The 16,711-nt window shown below is 62.8% G+C and carries 12 protein-coding genes; 6 read left to right on the top strand and 6 right to left on the bottom strand.

Going from position 1 to position 16,711, the window contains the following annotated elements:
• Positions 1–135: 135 nt before the first annotated feature.
• The 4 genes from AAF184_20195 to AAF184_20180 form a co-directional block, all read right to left on the bottom strand.
• Complete coding sequence (locus tag AAF184_20195) at positions 136–2,187, bottom strand: ASKHA domain-containing protein (GenBank protein ID MEO0424669.1); 2,052 nt, start codon at positions 2,185–2,187, stop codon at positions 136–138.
• A gap of 200 nt (positions 2,188–2,387) precedes the next feature.
• The gene (locus AAF184_20190; protein MEO0424668.1) at positions 2,388–2,759 is read right to left on the bottom strand and encodes a hypothetical protein; all 372 of its coding nucleotides are present in this window, start codon (positions 2,757–2,759) and stop codon (positions 2,388–2,390) included.
• 129 nt (positions 2,760–2,888) lie between these two features.
• Positions 2,889–3,836 (bottom strand): methyltetrahydrofolate cobalamin methyltransferase, encoded by a 948-nt coding sequence (locus AAF184_20185; GenBank protein MEO0424667.1) that lies wholly within the window; start codon positions 3,834–3,836, stop codon positions 2,889–2,891.
• Between the two features lie 508 nt (positions 3,837–4,344).
• Positions 4,345–5,391, bottom strand: coding sequence for a hypothetical protein (locus tag AAF184_20180; protein ID MEO0424666.1), 1,047 nt, complete (start codon positions 5,389–5,391; stop codon positions 4,345–4,347).
• Positions 5,392–5,810: 419 nt separating this feature from the next.
• Here AAF184_20180 and AAF184_20175 point away from each other — a divergent pair, with 419 nt between their 5' ends.
• Both AAF184_20175 and AAF184_20170 read left to right on the top strand, forming a co-directional pair.
• Entirely contained in the window at positions 5,811–6,752 is a 942-nt protein-coding gene (locus AAF184_20175) for a hypothetical protein (GenBank protein ID MEO0424665.1), read from the top strand.
• Between the two features lie 175 nt (positions 6,753–6,927).
• Positions 6,928–9,423, top strand: coding sequence for a hypothetical protein (locus AAF184_20170; protein ID MEO0424664.1), 2,496 nt, complete (start codon positions 6,928–6,930; stop codon positions 9,421–9,423).
• 9 nt (positions 9,424–9,432) lie between these two features.
• Here the strand turns inward: AAF184_20170 and AAF184_20165 are convergent, their stop codons facing one another.
• Positions 9,433–9,870, bottom strand: a complete 438-nt coding sequence (locus tag AAF184_20165; GenBank protein MEO0424663.1) for a regulator — start codon at positions 9,868–9,870, stop codon at positions 9,433–9,435.
• Positions 9,871–9,984: 114 nt separating this feature from the next.
• On the opposite strand from AAF184_20165, the gene AAF184_20160 reads away from it, so the two are divergent.
• From AAF184_20160 to AAF184_20150, 3 genes are all read left to right on the top strand, one after another.
• Complete coding sequence (locus AAF184_20160; protein ID MEO0424662.1) at positions 9,985–10,761, top strand: AraC family transcriptional regulator; 777 nt, start codon at positions 9,985–9,987, stop codon at positions 10,759–10,761.
• A 107-nt stretch (positions 10,762–10,868) separates the two neighbouring features.
• On the top strand, positions 10,869–11,930 hold the full coding sequence (locus AAF184_20155) for a hypothetical protein (GenBank protein ID MEO0424661.1): 1,062 nt from the start codon (positions 10,869–10,871) through the stop codon (positions 11,928–11,930).
• Between the two features lie 46 nt (positions 11,931–11,976).
• Positions 11,977–13,041 (top strand): CPBP family intramembrane glutamic endopeptidase, encoded by a 1,065-nt coding sequence (locus tag AAF184_20150; GenBank protein MEO0424660.1) that lies wholly within the window; start codon positions 11,977–11,979, stop codon positions 13,039–13,041.
• Here AAF184_20150 and AAF184_20145 read toward each other — a convergent pair.
• Positions 13,022–14,920 carry a serine hydrolase domain-containing protein gene (locus tag AAF184_20145; protein MEO0424659.1) on the bottom strand — a complete coding sequence of 633 codons (1,899 nt, stop codon included), beginning with the start codon at positions 14,918–14,920 and terminating at the stop codon, positions 13,022–13,024. The two genes, AAF184_20150 and AAF184_20145, sit on opposite strands and share 20 nt — an antisense overlap.
• Before the next feature lie 142 nt (positions 14,921–15,062).
• On the opposite strand from AAF184_20145, the gene AAF184_20140 reads away from it, so the two are divergent.
• Positions 15,063–16,711 (top strand): acyltransferase family protein (locus AAF184_20140; protein ID MEO0424658.1); only part of this gene is annotated, 1,649 nt, incomplete at its 3' end.

Here is a 16,711-nt window from a genome sequence, read left to right as displayed (position 1 = left end):
TGGCTTCCGCAGTCGCAATTGCGCAGTACAGTTTCGCACTCGTGCCTGCGGTTTTCGTCGCCATGGTGATGGCGCTGGCTTGGTTCCTCAGCCCGCCAAGGCAGGCGTGAGCCTCCTTACTTTGGTGGCCTGCAGTTAAGCCCGACGGCGGCCTCCGCGCCTGCGAGGTGCCGCAGCGGTGCCGTCATCGTTTGCAGCGCCCATGGGGCGTTTGGCTGGCAGGGTGACGGCAGCGGCGAGTTTGGGAAACGGCTCTACCTTGTTGGGGAAGGCCATGGCGTTCACGAAATGCTCTTGGAACTTCGGTTCCAAGGCGGTTTCGATTTTCTCGATGTTCTGGACCGTTTCTTCGATCTCGCGGCGATGGGTGCGGTTGAGCAGCGCCATGCGCGCTCCGGTACCGGCCGCATTTCCCACGGCTTTGACGTTCTCAATCTCACAATCCGGCACGAGCCCCAGTACGAGCGCGTATTTTGGGTCGATAAATGTGCCGAACGCGCCCGCCAGACTGATCTTGGAAATCGTGTCTACGCCATGCTTGTCCATTAATAGACGCACCCCGGCATAAAGCGCCGCCTTGGCCATCTGAATCGCCCGCACGTCCGTCTGACTGACCGTTATGTCCGGGCCGTCCTTGGTCTCCCAAAGGCGGTAGGAGAAGGTCCGCTTGTCCTCAAACACACGGTCGGACACGCCAGACTTGGCGCCGTTTAGTACGCCGTCTTCGTCGATGATGCCGGTCAGGAACATCTCGGCTACGACCTCGATAATGCCCGATCCGCAAATGCCGGTTACGCCGGTTGCTTTGGCCATGTCGGCAAAGCCCGGCTCGTCGGACCACACGTCGACGCCGATGATGCGGATGCGGGGTTCCAGTGTGACAGGATCGATGCGCACCCGTTCGATCGCGCCGGGGGCAGCGCGCTGGCCGCAAGAAATTTCTGCACCCTCAAAGGCCGGCCCGGTGGGGGAGGAGCATGCCATTGTGCGTCCCTCCATGCCCAAAACGATCTCGGCATTCGTCCCAACGTCCACCATGAGAGAGAGTGTCTTTTCCTTGTGCGGCGCTTCTGAGAGGGTGGCCGCTGCGGCGTCTGCGCCGACATGACCGGCAATGCACGGGATGATGTAAACCCGTGTCCCTTCGTTCATATGCAGGTCGATTTCTGTTGCCCAAGTGTGGACCGCGCCGGAGACGGCCAGCGCAAAGGGTGCGCCGCCGAGTTCTGTCGGGTCGATGCCCAGAAACAGGTGGTGCATGATTGGGTTGCCGACGAACACGCAATCCAGCACATCCTGCGGTTCCACTCCGGCTTCCGTGCACACTTGTTCTATGAGACCGTTGACGGCATTGCGCACGGCTTTGGTCATGGCTTCGCGGCCGTCCGGGTTCATCATCACGTAGGAGACGCGGCTCATTACGTCCTCGCCGAAGCGTATCTGTGGGTTAGACGTGCCTGCGGACGCGAGCGTCACACCCGACAGCAGGGAGGACAGGTGCATGGCTATGGTGGTGGACCCTATATCGCAAGCGATGCCATAGGCCTCGTTTTTCAAGCCGGGGTAAAGCGCGATGAGGGTAGGGCGGGACGATTCGAGGTCCTGATGGATGGCGGCGGTGACTGCCCACTTGCCGTCCCGCAAGGTCTTCTGCACCTGAGGCAGGATCTGCTGCGCCACCAGAATGTCTTCAAAACCCCAGTCTTCGTGGAGCTTGGCCTTGAGGCGGTCGAGGTCACCCAGAGGCTTGTGCATGTCCGGCTCTTCCACCTCAACATAGCACATCTGAATCGCCGGGTTGCGTTCGATTAGCCGCGTGTCTGCTGCCTTGCGGATGGTCTGCTGGTTCACAACCGTGTCGGAAGGAATATCCACGACCAGCGGGCCTTGGATCGTGGTGGAACAGGACAGCCGCCGCCCGTCTTTCAACTCTCCACGCTTCTCGGTGTAACGGGCCTCTTTGGGAGACCATTCCGACAAGGCATCAGATTTTGATTCAATGCCGTGTTTCGCAAAATGCCCAAACTCCGGCGCCACCTGACACCGCCCGCAAATGCCCCGTCCGCCGCATACGGATTCCACATAGACCCCAAGCTCACGCGCTGCATCCAATACAGGCGTACCGACGGGAAAATGCCCGCGCTTACCGGATGGAGTGAAGATGATGAGGGGGGCGTCAGCGGTCATTGCCTGGTTGCTTCTTTTGGACGGCGGTTCGTGTCAAAGTTGGGACGGGTGGACGAAACCATACTGTTGTCTCTCACAGGGCGATAACGGGGCGACCACACCGCCACCCCGCGTTTTCAAGAGCGGCAATGTCGCGTCTCGAAGTGGGTGAATTGGCGTGCGGTCCTCCTGTGGATTCAGCATATGTGTTAATCGCGTACTCATAACCAGCAAATGAAACGCACGCCTGTCTTTTTGTCGGTAAATGAGAACTTGCGTTTGTGAAATTTCCAGCCCTTTGCCTTGGCCAGTTTCTTGCAAGCCCGTTTGGTGGCCCGGCGTATTTTTTTGGATTTGCAATTGCGGTTATAATAACGATTGTACTTCTGTCTTTCTTTTTCGCTGACTTTGTCGCGGTGAGCAAAGCGCCAGTCTTTGGCTTCCTGACATTTTGCGGAAAGAGATGAGATCAGTTGCACAGATGCTGTTTGGAAGCCCTCTTGCATAGGAGCCAATGATCCAAGTGCGTGAGCCTGGCCGCTGAACGCCACAGCTGTGATGGAACAAACGAGCGCTAAGGATTTCGTATTCATAAGACTGCCTCTTCGATTAATTTGCTTCGCAGGAATTGCGGATCATGAAGTCCATCACTTGCAATTTTTGAGTTTTGTATCAGTGCCAAACGGCACACGAAAAGGTGGTAACTTCGCAGTTTGTATTCTTCACCCAGCCCGAGCAGCGCGTCCGCCTCTGCGTTTTGGTGCGCCTGTTGAGGTTTGCGCTGGAGCGGGTGTTGCGCCAGGGGCGGTGGCTGTGTGGTTTTTGTAGTTCATGATCCAGTCGGTGCAGTCGGCATCATTGCCGGCCAGGACGTTGGCGGCGTGGACCATTTCCATTTCCTGCGGGCGGCATGGGTTCATGATTGCGCTGGTCATGCCCGATGCGATGCACATGGGGATGAAGGCTGCGTTGATGCCGTGGCGGTGGGGCAGGCCAAAAGAGATGTTGGAGAGACCGCACGTCGTGTTGACGCCGAGTTCCTCACGCAGGCGGCGCACCAGCGCAAACACCTGCTTGCCAGCCGTGCCCATCGCACCAATCGGCATGACGAGCGGATCAACCACGATGTCATGGGCCGGAATACCGTAATCTGCCGCGTGCTCAACGATGCTCTTGGCCACCGCGAAACGCACGTCGGGATCTTCGGAAATGCCTGTTTCGTCGTTTGAGATGGCCACCACCGGCACATCATATTTTTTGATCAGCGGCAGAATGGCTTCGAGTTTTTCCGTCTCACCGGTGACTGAATTGACCAGTGGGCGACCTTTGGCGACCTTCAAGCCTGCTTCGATTGCGGCGGTGACGGATGAGTCGATGGAGAGGGGTACGTCGACGAGGTCCTGCACCATTTCCAGCGTCTGAACGAGCAATGCCGGTTCGGTTGCGTTGGGGTCCACAGAGGTGACGCCCGCATTAACGTCCAGCATGGTTGCCCCGGCCGCGACCTGCGCGAGGGCGTCGGACCTAACGGTTTCAAAATTGCCTGCTTGCATTTCTGCTGCCAGCTTTTTCCGTCCGGTCGGGTTGATGCGCTCACCGATGACGCAGAATTTTTGATCAAAGCCGATCACGACTTCCTTGGTGGCGGATGCAACGATGGTGCGGGTCAAAGCTCTGTCTCCACGGCTCTGTGAGCCTTCAATAATCGGCTCTATGAGCCATTTTTACTGTGGCCTAGTGGCCGCTGTTTTGGGGCGGTGCCGCGCCGCAAGATGCGCCACCGTTTCGCCCTGACTATCTCCACGACCATGGCTCACAAACCATGCCAAAAGCGACATTCTGTTGCCGTTTTGACGGTGAGCAGCGCTCGCGTGATCTACGGCGCATTCATGCTCTCCAGGATTGCTTCCATGACATAAAGATTTCTTTATGTAAATGTTGACATAAAGAAATATTTATATGATCTTGCGCCTGCATTCACGCAGGAGCTTTCACCATGCCGGTCCCTTCACATCTTAATTCCATGATACATTCGTCACAGGAGAGCGGATCCGATGACCCTTCAAACGAGGGTTCTCGCGGCGCGGTGAGTTTTGAGTTTTTCCCGCCCAAAGGGTTTTCAGCGGAGCGTGGATTGCTTACCTGCGCCCACGCGATGCGCAGGCTGGAGCCCGCGTTTCAGACAGTGACGTTCGGCGCTGGTGGGTCGGCGGTGGAAAATGGCTTGACCTGGCCGCACCAATTGCAAGGCCTCACCGAAACGCCCACCGCCGCCCATGTGACGCTGGTGCGGTTTGCGGATCGTGCGGCGTTTGCAGACCATCTTTCCGCGCTGTGGGAGAAGGGGATTACCCGCCTGGTGCTTCTGCGAGGTGACCCAGTTAAAGGGGAAACGCCCAAGAACGCGGGTTTCACGTCCGTCGCAGAGTAGCGGCTGTTGCGCTTGTGCAGCGTCGGCGTGTGGGTGACCAACGCCATCGTGGAGCCTTCGCTCTCCCGCGCCGGGATGTAGCGCGACTCGACGAGGTGTTCGAAGGCCGCATCGACGGGGAAGCTGCCCGGGTCGACGCCCTTCACTACGCCGACGCCCGTGACCAGACCATCGGCGCCGACCTGCACGGAGGCGCCGAAAGCGAAGGCCGAGATGTCCTTGCAGACCTCCGCGTCACCAGCGTCGCAGTCGTCGCTGGCGACGAGGCGGTCGTACCAGGTGCCCGCCTTGCCGATGATCTCCTGCGGGCCGTAGTAGTCGTTCCCGAAGTCACGAGCGTGCAGCCCTGCGTTGGGGAACACGTTGACCTCGCAGCGCCCCCGGGAGTCGCAATCGACCTGGGCCCGGATCGGCATGGACACCGCCACCCGCTCCCCGTCGATCTCCGCAGGGCGGAACTTGGCGCGCTTCAGGCGGTGCAGGATCTCATTGCGCAGCCAGAATCGCAGGCGGTCGCCGCCGCCGTGCTGGGCGCATTTGCGCGCGCCCACCTCGCCGCGCTTGCTCACCATGACCTGGCAGACGATGGAGGTGGACTGGGAGCGCGGAATGAAGTCGTCGGGGAAGCGGAACTGGGCGGAGACGGGCACGCGGCCGAGTTCCGGGTGGGCGGGTTGAACCTGGCCTCCCTCGGCGCTCGCCCCGAGGGGCGAGAAAGCGATGAGCGTCAGCAGGCTGATGGCGGCAAGGCTGCTGCAGCGCAGCCCACCGTGGTGGGGAGGAAATCGATGCATGTTCGTCTCGTTGTTCGGCTTACGCGGAGGTCACATCCTCAGCAACTTCTAGGGCGTAAGTAAAGCTATCCGAGCGCCTGCCCAGCATTGGAGTTTTTTTCTTGATGCGCCTGCGGTATTCCGCTTGGTCATCGGCAAGTCATGGTCGAGATGTGGTGCACATCTAGCTGTGTTTGGGGCGTATCAGCTGCTATTCGGCACTCAGGGAAATCTCAGTTGGGGTGTTGTTCTGACTTCTGGATAATGCCTTGCGAGCGATTGAATTGCGCCCAAACGTTCTCCTTTGCGCGGTCAATGGATCCGTTTGGAGTCCCAGCGAGGCGCAAGGTGCGGTGAATATCCCCGACCTCTGTGCATTTGACACTCAGCAACAGGTGTGGCGCGCTGGCAGCGGACTCACTACCACCACGGATCTTCTGTTGGACAGAGCCTATTTTGCAGTGCGCCCTGACCTCGTGTTGCTGGCCAAGGAGCTGTTCGATGTCCGCCCGTCAGCGCTGGAGGCCGGAGAGAAGCGACTGCTGCTCACCGCCCAGGCAATCGCCAGTGGCCGTCGTACGGATCGGTGGGGGCACCATACGCAAGCGGTCATCGCGAGGTTCTGTGCTGCTACTGCGGCCGCTGGGCAACCTGCGCTCCCGTGGCAGGAACTCCTCGAGGACACGCAGTGCTACGACGGCGTCGAGGGGGTATCGAGTCGCACGGGCAACCGTCCCCTTGGTACTACCACCCGTTATCTCGTGGACGCTCGGCGCTTATCTGGAGCGCTGGCCGCCGCCGGGGCATCGCCGGCCCACCTTGCCAAGACGGGCTCGTGGCCCGAGGCCTTCGTTCAGGCGCTCGTCGAGGAACGTTGGCCATCGGTGAGCGAGGAGACCGCTCGCCACCTGCAGGCTGAGGTCGCTCCGGAGGTCGTGGCACCAATGGCGCCAGCGCATGAATCGATGCAGGTGCAGGTATCCCCCGAGAATTCGACGAAACGGTACCTTCCCTCGATCCTCGCCCTCAGCGCCGTCCTTGGGCTCGGCGCACTCTTGGGGTGGCGCGGCCCCGTTCCAGCGCCCCCGGTAGAAGTGGTGGGCTACTGGGACTATGACGAGATCGACGGTGAGTACTTGGTCCACGGCTTGCGCCTCCTCGACGCCCCGGGCGCCGCCGTAGGCGCACGATGGCAGCGCCGCCTCGAACTGGTGGAGCACGATGCCCTACGGCCGCGCGCACGCCAGCTCTGGCCCGTGGAGCTGCGCCCGAACACTCGCAGGGTCTGCATCAACTACCCCGGCTATCCCACGTACGCGGCCTTCATCGACGCGTCCGAAGACGAAGAGGACGGCATATACCGGCTCGGACCCTGCGAATGAGGGCATTCGTCACCTGGATAATCCCCAATAGTCACTGGATACTCACCTGACGCAAACGGCACCGTGACCCCGACGTGTACGGGTTAGAAGGAGATCTCCTGTGGATGGTTCTCTCAGGGTGATGGGGGCGCAGCACCCCGTTCTGGTTGCGTGCTGTTGGATGGTGTTTGGGGTGTTGAGTACCGGCTCCCCTCGGGCGTACGGCGCCACCTTCGAGCAGATGATCACCGAGACGGCACCGCCGGTGAGCGATAACGAGGTGGCACGTTTGCAGGCCGGTCTCGTCGGCGCCTACGCGCCAGTCACCTTCCTCAACACACGCTACCTGGTAAACGCCAAGCCCCCCGGTGGGCCGGTGTTCCTGAAGCCTCGCGGCTCAACCACCCGTGACAAGCGCCCCCCCCGGTACAACGTGCTGGAGTGGCAGCTGGAGGTGGAAGGCAGTATCGCCGTGAGCGCCGCGTCGATCGCGGAGATCGGCGCCTACCGCGACAAGCTGGAGCGAGAGGCCGCCGAGCTGGAAGAGGTCGTGCGCGCACTGCGCAAGGAGCAGCGCGGCGCCACGGGCAAGGCCAAGACGGCGCTGAAGGAGCGCTTCTCGGAGACCCAATCCCAAGCGCGTCGGAACAAGCGAGACCTCACCACCACCAAGGTGATGTACGCGGTGTTCGAGGATGCGATGCAGCACGACATCATCGAGCTGCACTTCGCGCTGGTGCGAGCCACGTCGGCGGTCGAGGTCAACTACCACGAAGCCACCGACTCGGTGAGTAATCTCGCGCAGCTGACGGATGCTTTCACGCTGCGCGAACCGTTGCTGATCTTCGACGGCGGCTTCTATACCTTCGACGCCAAGGGATCGCCACGATTCAAGAAACACGACCGCCTAGGGCCACGCGCCGGCTCGGCGACGCGAGCGCTCCTCAACGATACCTACCAACACTGGGGCGAGCGCTGCGCGCTGCTTCGCAAGCACCGCGCGGAACTACAGGAGAAGGCCCTGGTGCAGCGCTGCGAGACCACACGCGACCAGCTAGTGCAGTGGCCAGGTGTGATCGAACGATCCAAGCATTTGTACTGGCGGGAAGTGGCGCTCCCTGGCCCCAGCGCTGCCGATCAGAACCTCTTCCTCCGCCCGACCCGTCGAGGCTTCACCCCCGCCGCGGTGTGGCCCGCCCTCGACTACCTGCGCGTGCGCGATTGCGCAACGGCGGAACTCGACTACGAGAAGATTCGAGCGCGAGGTTTCACCGATACCCTATGGGTGCTGGAGCGCCGCCCCCGCTACATCGCGCGCCAGCAGGTGATCGGCAAGGACTGGGACTCAGCGCTTGCGGCTCGCTATCGCGACACCGGCTCTATGGGGGCGAACATCTTCCTGCGCGCGGATGGCGTGATCGGCTTCGACAACGTTTTCGATGATCAGCATCGCTGGGCGGTCGACCAGCAGGGGATCGTCCTGCGCCTGTTCAGCGGCGAGATTACGCTCACCATCGATCCGCAATTCGACGGGATCCAGTACCTGAATCACGTGCGTGCTGAGGACGATCGCCTGTACACCTATCGAGTACGGTTACTCGCGCAGTACGGCCGCTACAACGCGTCGCGTTACTCGGTGGATGTCGACTATCTCAACAGCCTTGGGCGGCGCCCGGCCATGCCGGTGGCGCACGCGCTGTGCGACAGCAGCGGGAGGCCGATCACCGTGGCGGGTCCTGCGCAGACACCCGCCACGGCCCCTGTTCAACCGGACGACAAGGCCAGCACACCCGCCATCACCGGGGGTGCTCTCCCGACGCCCGGTCTGCAGCCGCTTGCCAATGCCAGCTTCGAAGTGCCCCGGGTCGAGCAGTATCAGTTCGCCATGGCGCAGTGGCAGGGCCAACGCCATGGCGTGGTGGCACCGCCGGCGACCATGTACGCGGGGGGGCTGGCGCCTGGGGGGCGCCAGATTGCCTATCTTTCTAAGGCTGGCTCATCGATGTCGCAGAGCCTGCCGCATGCGCCAGCACCGGGCTGGACCTACACCTTGCAAGTGTGGGCAGGCAACCGCCTGGAACCGGGCTTCGCGTCCGGGCACTTTTCCCTCGAGTTGCTGGCGGGCGAGGAGGTTGTGGCCAGCGAACGGTTTTCCACGCCGACGAAGGGCGAATTCGCTGCCTTTGCGCTGACCTACGAAGTGCCGGGCGTCACGTTGCCCGGGGCACTGACCGTTCGTATTCGAAACGAAGATGCACGACAGGTGAACTTCGACCTTGTGCGTTTGTACGCCTACCCGAAGGGCTCTGGTGAGACGGTTCCACCCCTGACGTGGGAGAACAGCGCGCCGCTGGCCAAGGTGCCGGCACCGCCCGCGGAGACTGCCCCCGCCTCAGAGACCGTGGGCTACTGGGACTACGATGCGATCGACGGCCAAGCCATTGCTGCGGGGTTGATCTTACGTGCACAGACAGGGGATGCCCTGGGGAAGCGGTGGACGTCCATCCTGGAGCTCAAGGCGCACGATCGCCTTCGCCGGCGCACGCGAACCCTTTGGCCCGTGGAACTGAAGCGCGGCGAGAAGCGCGTGTGCATCGACTTCCCCGGTTACCCGAGCTACAGCGCATTCATCGATTTCGAGGATGATGCGCATGATGGGATGTACGCGTTCGGGCCGTGCGCGGGGAACTGAGACTCATGCCTAGGCCTGCTGCTGAAGAAGGGCCTGGTGAAAGTCCTCCACGCCGAGGGTTCCCACGACCTCCTGACGCTGGTTGAGAATCTCGAACATGGTGTCCTGCTCTCCACGCAGATGGTAGAGCACCACTGCGCCACCGGCGCCGCCACTCTCGCTATGGGGGACCGTGTCCGCGGGAGCCTCGGTGAAGCTGCCTGCGGGTCGACGTTCTCGCACCTGACCGTCGGCTTCGTAGATCACATGCTCACCCTCAATGACGAACGTGTTGGTATGCGCTAGGTGGCGATGGAGGAAGATCGCTTCGGGCCCGTCGAACTTCAGGATCGCATCGACGAGCCGTCGCTCGCGGTCCACGCTCAGCATGGCAAAGACGAAGTGCTCGAAGTCACCTAGGCGGTGCCAGGTGATCGAGGTGGAATCGAATGCTTCGGCCCTATGCATGCTGCGGTCTCCTAGTTGCCGTGCTTCGATGCCATCATAGGTACGCTCGACCCGCACGTTCTTGTAAGAATCCGCTGCGAGCGAGTATCGCTCGACAACCGCTGGAGAGAGCATATGGGGCGAATTCTCACGCCGCAGCATCGTCAGATCTACCTGTGGCGGCACCGTACGCTGTGCATGGGGCCATCGAACTCGCTCGCGCCTCGCCGCTATGGTGCCGGTGCCCTGCATGTGGGCGTGTATGCGCCATTCACCATTGCCGTGACCGGGAGTGCACCGCGTCGCGCACGGGTCGCCTTTGTCGCGCCAAACACCGAGCACGTGGTCGATTTCGATGGACTGGTGGACGCGAAGCTCTTCATCGAGCGCGACAGCATCGACTATCACACCGTTGCGCAATCATTCCCTCTGAGCACGGTGCGCCTTGCCGTGAGTGAGGGGGAGGAGTGGGTGCAGTGCATGCAGGGGCTTTACGAGTCGATGGCCTCACGGGATGAGGCGCAGGCGGCTCTGGACGAGCGCCTGCGAGCGGTCGATAGGCAAGCGCCCGCGCTGGACCATAGGATTCGGGGCGTACTTGCATTGATACGCCGCGAACCCGCCAGGAATTTTCGCCAGGAGGAGTTGGCCGCGCATGCAGGAATCTCTGCGTCGCGCCTACTTGCGGTGTTCGGTCAGCAGATGCAGATGCCCTATCGACGCTATCGCACCTGGCACCGTTTGCTCGTCGCCCAGCGTGCCTTGCATCGGTGCGATACCCTCACCCACGCCGCGCTCGAGGCCGGCTTCTCGGATAGTGCCCACTTCAGCCACAGTTTTCGCAATGCCTACGGGGTGACGCCAGCCAAGGTGTTCCGTCGGCCCGAACGCTTCGAGGTGGAGAGCCCCTAGGCCGCCAGCAGCCCCTGACCGGAGCGAGTCAATCCGAGACCCAACAGAACCGATCGATCGGAGGGTGCATCCAACAGGGTTTTGAAGCGTCTCGCCTGGGAGGGCACATGTTAAAGATCACTCTGGCCTTTGCGCTTGCGTTGGGGGCGGCCTCGGCCAACGGGGCGCATGAGGCCCAGAAGCGGCCCTTTCACTTCACCTATCAAGATGTGGCGTATGCCGGTGAAGTCGTCATCCCGCGAACCAACGCCAAGGGCGTGATCATCATCATTCCCGGGCACGGCCGGACTAACTTCGTGGGTGGGAATCAATTCCGGGATACGCGTGAGTTCTTTGTCGAGCAAGCGTATAGCGTTGCCTATTGGGACAAGGCGGGATGCGGCGCGAGCGAGGGGGAATACGATCACCATCAGAGCATTCTCAGTAGTGCGCAGGAGGCCGTCGCGGCGATCACGGCGATCGATGAGCTCGATCTGCCCAACTCGGCGCACCTAGGGGTTTGGGGGATCAGCCGTGCGGGCTGGATCGTGCCGGAGCTGTCGCAGCTGTACGGCGACATCAAGTTTTGGATTTCCGTGAGCGGCACAACCGAACTCGACAACGGCCGCTACATGCTGGAAGCGAACCTGCGAGCGGAGGGGCGTAGCGAGGAGCAGATCGCGCTCCTGATGTCCGAATGGGATGACTATCAGCGGATACTGGTTCGAGGGGGTTCGCTGGAGGAGTTCAACGCCAAGACCGAACACCTGATTGCGGATCCCTACTTCAATGCGAACGGATTCGAGATGACTGAAGAGGGGTTGATCAACATCCAGTCCTTCTATCAGTCCGGTGCTTTCACCTTCGACGAGCACACCAATCTGGCGGTGATGGACGCTAACCTGGAAGAGACCCTGAGCGGGTTATCGATCCCCGTCATGGCCGTCCTTGGTCGCCTCGACACGCAGGTCGACTGGAAGGCCACGGGCGAGCTCTACGCGAGAGCATCGAAGAAGGGATCCATGCAGCTCACCACGGTCTACCTGGATAACTGCAATCACATCATGCGAGAGAGCGTGACCGGGGCCATCCACGAGCCGTTAGGCCCTGACGCACCCGCCTGCGACGGGTACTTCGACGCGATGGCCGCCTGGCTCGACTCGCTGACCGCCGCGCAAACCAAACGGTGAGTTGCCGCATCCCATAGATATCCGCGCTGCTGCTGGAACGCCACAGATGCCCGACCCCGCAAACGCCTGGATCGCCATGACCCCGATCGCTGAAGGCGGCAGGGCGGCTCTCCTGCGTCGCCTCGCCGCTGTCGGCGAGGTGATCTTCGTGCTGCTCGCGCTTACGCTCCTGGCCCGCGTGTTGTTCTCCCTGCTGGGGCTGACGGACGCCGACGCCTACCTGTTCCCGGAACAGGGTGAGGCGGACTTCCGCGGCGCGGCGGGCGCGGAGGCCAGTTGGCACGCCCTGCGTTACGGCTTGGCCTTTCTGGTCGTGGCGTTGATCGGCTGGGTTCGCCACCGGCGGCGCCTCGCGAGCTACGGCGTCAGCCTGGGTGCTCGTAGCCCCCAACAGCTGATTCAGCACGGCCTAGTGCTCTACGCTGTGGCCCATCTCCCGTCGGTCTTACTCAGCCTGGCAGACCAGGCCTTCGACCTCGGCCCGGGGCTTCCCTTCTGGCGCCTGATGGAAGAGGTGCCGTGGGACGCGGACTTCTGGCTGTTCATGGCGGTATCGAGTTTCCTCGTGGTGCCGCTGGTCGAGGAGTTCATGGCGCGGGGCTACCTGCTCGGGCGCCTGCGCGAGTCCTTCTCGCCCGGCGGGGCCTTGGTGGTGATGGGCGTGCTGTTCGCCGTCGCCCACACGCAGTACCACCGCGCCGATCTGCTCTCCGTGGGCAATCTCCTGACGTTGGTGTACGGCTCGGTGCTGTGGGGGTACGCCGTGTATCGCACGGGCTCGCTGATACCGCCGATCATCGCGCACGCCTTGGTCAATATCCCCCTCATGCCGGCGCTCGAGCCCTATCTGCTGCTGGTGATGGTGATCACGGTGCTCGTAGCGCGAAGGCAGATCTACGAGAGCGCCCGCGACCTCGGCCAACTGTTCACGAGAACGCAGGACTGGGGGCAGGTGTTGAGCGTCTGCCTACTGTTGGTAGCCTTCGGCGCCACGCTGCGTATCCCTAACGCGCCTTACCTTTGGTTGCTTGCGTTTGTCGCGTTGTTTCTCGTGAGCCTGCGGACCCATTCGCGCTGGTCCTCGGGAGAGGTTAGCTACCCACTACATTAGGTGAGTACGCCCAGACCGTAATCCCGATCCAGCTGTACGTCCACAGGTAGCCGGTAAACACCACGAGCAGGGTCGATGTGAAACCGGCATGGAGGCGTGCCCAATCGGAGCTGTTGCGATTTGTCATCGCGGCGACCATGCCGAGCACCGCGCAGACCATCGTCGCCCACCCGCCGTACTGCAGGGCCAGCGAGTAGATCGACGGCTCTCCGAGGGCAGCGATCGGATCACCACTCGCGCCGACGATCAGGCCAGCCACGGCTGCACCTAGGGTCAGCACGCTCAAGAACGGCCAGAGCCAAACGCGCCAGCGATTGCTCTCACGGAAGGCGCCGAAGGGATAGCCCAGCGCCCAGATGGCCGCGAACAGCAGAGCGGCTAGGCTCGCCAGGACCACGGCGGCGAGGAGAGCGACCGGCGCGTAGGCGGCCAGTGCCGATATGGGGCGCAAGGTGTTGTTGAAGCCTGCAAACGCTTCGAGGCTGCCACTCGGGCCTTCGTAGAAGAGTAGCTCCGGCGCGGCACGCCCCTCGCCCGCGAAGCTGTGCTCGCCGGTGGGGACGAAGCGCTCGGTCTCTCCTCCTAGCAGGGGCGTCATCGTGAGCGATTCCCCTTGCGCACGAATGCGCACGACGCCGGCGATATCGCTGATCAACCGGGTGAATTCGTTGCGTGGTGTGAAGGGTCGGTAGTATCCCGCGAAGCGTTCGAGGTTGGTGGCGTCCGTCGGCGTGGGCGCCGCGGCCGTCGATGGGTATTGCGTGTTGAGGTAGCTGGTAAGCAGCTTGCGCACGGCGCGGAAGGTCTCGCCGTCCGGGGAGTTGATCATCATGGCGAACCCCACACCCGCATCCTTGCGATAGGCGTAGGTACTGATGAAGCCGTCGATGCCGCCGTCGTGGCCGCGGTACTCCACGTCATCGTAGAAGCTTGCGTAGTTGCCGAGGCCGTAGCCGTGGGCGAGGCCTTGCTCGCCGGCCAGGGAGGTGGTGGGGGTTTCGATGCGCTCGATGGCGGCCGTGGAGATCACCCGCTCGCCGTTCATTTCCCCACGGCGGATGTACAGGCGCGCCAGTTGGCCGAGGTCGCGCACGGAGAGACTCAAGGATCCCGAGGCGCTGGCCCAGATACGCGTGTAGGGGCTGGGGCTGCCGTCGGGGCGGTAGCTGGTGGCGGTGAGCTCAGCCGTGTCGGCGGACTGATCGAAGGTGGCGGTGCCGGCGCCGATGGGATCGAGCACCAGGCTCTGCGCCAGGTCCTCGAAGGTGCGTCCGGTGAGCTTCTCCAGCACGAAGCCCATGGAGGCGGGGCCGGAGTTGGCGTAGGACGCGTAGCGCCCCGGGCGCCAGCGCGAGGTGCGCGAGCGGGGATTGAAGCGCAGGCCCTCCTCGGTGGAAGGGTTGGGGCCGAAGTCGCGGTACTCGCTGATGTGGATGTCGTCCCAGCCGGTGGTGTGCTCGAGCAGATGCACGAGCCTCACTGGGTCCTCGTCTTCCCAACGGTTGGTGAACTCGATCTCCGGGGCGACCTCGCGCAGGGGCGTGTCGAGATCGAGGATGCCGTCTTCGGCCAGGCGGGCGGAGATGAGCCCCGTGATGCTCTTGGAGATGGAGCCGGCGCGGAACGGCGTATCGGCTGTTGCGGGGGTCTGCGAGGCCTTGTCCGCGTAGCCAAAGCCCTCGGCCCAGAGCACGCCGTCGGCATCCACCAAGGAAGCGACGAGGCCGACGGCGACGTCACTCTCCTCCACAGTCTTGGCGATGCGCTCGGACAACTCCGCCAGTGTCTTGGGGGCCTCGAAGGTCTTCTCGGGGGCGTCCTGGGCGAGCACGCCGGCGCTTGTGACCGCGCACGCCATCGCCAACACCGTCAACCTCATCGCTAGCCGCATAGTCCTTCCACCTCGAGATGCTTAACCCACGCCGAGCGTGAGCAGCCTACACGAACGGGGTGTCATGTTTGCAAGGTATCGTGCCCCTGGCGCTATCCTGCGCACCCCTCGCTGGAGCTAGAATCCGCCCGTGAAGTACCGTGCAGAAATCGACGGCCTCCGAGCCCTGGCCGTAGTGCCGGTGATCGCCTTTCACGCGGGGTGGAAGGCGGTGAGCGGGGGCTTCGCGGGTGTCGATGTGTTCTTCGTCATCAGCGGCTTCTTGATCACCACGCTCTTGCTCGAGGATCTCGCGCACGAGCGCTTCAGCATCAGCCACTTCTACGAGCGCCGGGCGCGGCGGATCCTGCCGGCGCTGATCGCGGTGCTCGCCCTCAGCACCTTCGCCGCCTGGGCGATGATGCTGCCCCACGACTTCGTGCGCCTCGCCCGCGAACTCATGGCCAACGCCACCTTCACCAGCAACGTGCACTACACGCTGAGCTGGGGCTATTTCCAGGCCTGGCGACTCCCGCCCGTGTTCCTCAACACCTGGAGCCTCGCGGTGGAGGAGCAGTTCTACGTGCTGTTCCCGCTGCTGCTGGTGTTCTTTAAGCGCACGCCGGGTAAGCGACTGTTCCTCTACTTCGCTGCACTGCTCGTGATCTCGCTCGTGTGGGCGGAGATCTCCTCGCGCCTGTTTCCGCAGGCGGCGTACTACCTGCTGCCGAGCCGTGCCTGGGAGCTACTCGCCGGGGCGCTCATCGCCGTCTTCCTACGCGGCGGGTTGGGCCAGGCGGAGCCGTCGAGGTTCATGGGCAAGTACGCGGGCGCCCTATCGACAGTGGGGTTGCTACTGATCTTCGTCTCCTTCTTCGCCATTGACGATCGCCTGCGCTACCCGTCGTTGGTGACGGTGGCGCCTGTGCTCGGTACCGCGTTGTTCATCCTCTTCGCGCGGGCCGATCAGGTAGGGGCGAAGGTGCTGTCCGCGCCGCCCGTCGTGTACACCGGAAAGATCTCCTACAGTCTCTACCTGTGGCACTTCCCCGTGCTGATCCTGCTGCGCTACGCGTTGGCGCCGCAGTACGACGCCTGGTTCATCGGCACCGGCGGCGTGGTGATCACCGTCGTGCTCTCCGTGTTGACCTACCACTTTGTGGAGCAACCGTTTCGCCGACGGCGTCTGCTCGCCTCGCGTGTACCCTTGCTGGCCACCTCTGCGGTGGTGTTGCTGCTGTGTGCGGGTGTCGGTCTCGGCGGCCATCTGAAGTACCTGACGCCCTACTCGGTGCTACGCCATCCTGGCCTTAACCACCTGCTGACCAGCCCCGGATTGCCGGGCGGGGTGGGCATTCGGCGCTGTGCGGCCACCAACGCGCGCACCGAGTGTCGCCTCGTCACGGCGATCGACGAGCCCACGGCATCCGCGCGCCGTGAGTTCCTGATCGTCGGTGACTCGCACATGGCGGACCTCATCAGCCCGATCGCCCAGCTCTTCGTCGACCAGCGCGAGGTGGGACTCTCCGCCCGCGTCACCTACGCTTGCAGCTTCATGCCGGCCACCTTCGAGAACTGGCGTGGCGCCTGCGAGCAGGCCCGGCAGAAGCTCGATGCCACCCAGCCCGAGCAGGCCACCGATGTGGTGTTCACGGTCAACTTCGTGAGGACCATGAATCGCCGAACGCCCTCGGAACGGGGTGAGGAACTCGGCTCGCTGCTGGCGATGATCGATACCTTGTCCGCTCGCGGCGTGACGGTGCACCTGATCACCCATCGCCAGGTGTATGACATCGAGCC

The organism is Pseudomonadota bacterium, assembly GCA_039815145.1.
Taxonomy (GTDB): Bacteria; Pseudomonadota; Gammaproteobacteria; order Steroidobacterales; family JBCBZW01; genus JBCBZW01.
Note: the sequence above shows the minus strand (reverse complement) of the source record. Positions and strands in the feature narration are given on the sequence as shown.

Bases quoted from the DNA above. Each gene is read 5' to 3' on its own strand.
- AAF184_20195 (MEO0424669.1), bottom strand. From the start codon at position 2,187: ATGACCGCTGACGCCCCCCTCATCATCTTCACTCCATCCGGTAAGCGC.
- AAF184_20190 (MEO0424668.1), bottom strand. From the start codon at position 2,759: ATGAATACGAAATCCTTAGCGCTCGTTTGTTCCATCACAGCTGTGGCG.
- AAF184_20180 (MEO0424666.1), bottom strand. From the start codon at position 5,391: ATGCATCGATTTCCTCCCCACCACGGTGGGCTGCGCTGCAGCAGCCTT.
- AAF184_20165 (MEO0424663.1), bottom strand. From the start codon at position 9,870: ATGCATAGGGCCGAAGCATTCGATTCCACCTCGATCACCTGGCACCGC.
- AAF184_20160 (MEO0424662.1), top strand. From the start codon at position 9,985: ATGGGGCGAATTCTCACGCCGCAGCATCGTCAGATCTACCTGTGGCGG.
- AAF184_20155 (MEO0424661.1), top strand. From the start codon at position 10,869: ATGTTAAAGATCACTCTGGCCTTTGCGCTTGCGTTGGGGGCGGCCTCG.
- AAF184_20150 (MEO0424660.1), top strand. From the start codon at position 11,977: ATGCCCGACCCCGCAAACGCCTGGATCGCCATGACCCCGATCGCTGAA.
- AAF184_20145 (MEO0424659.1), bottom strand. From the start codon at position 14,920: ATGAGGTTGACGGTGTTGGCGATGGCGTGCGCGGTCACAAGCGCCGGC.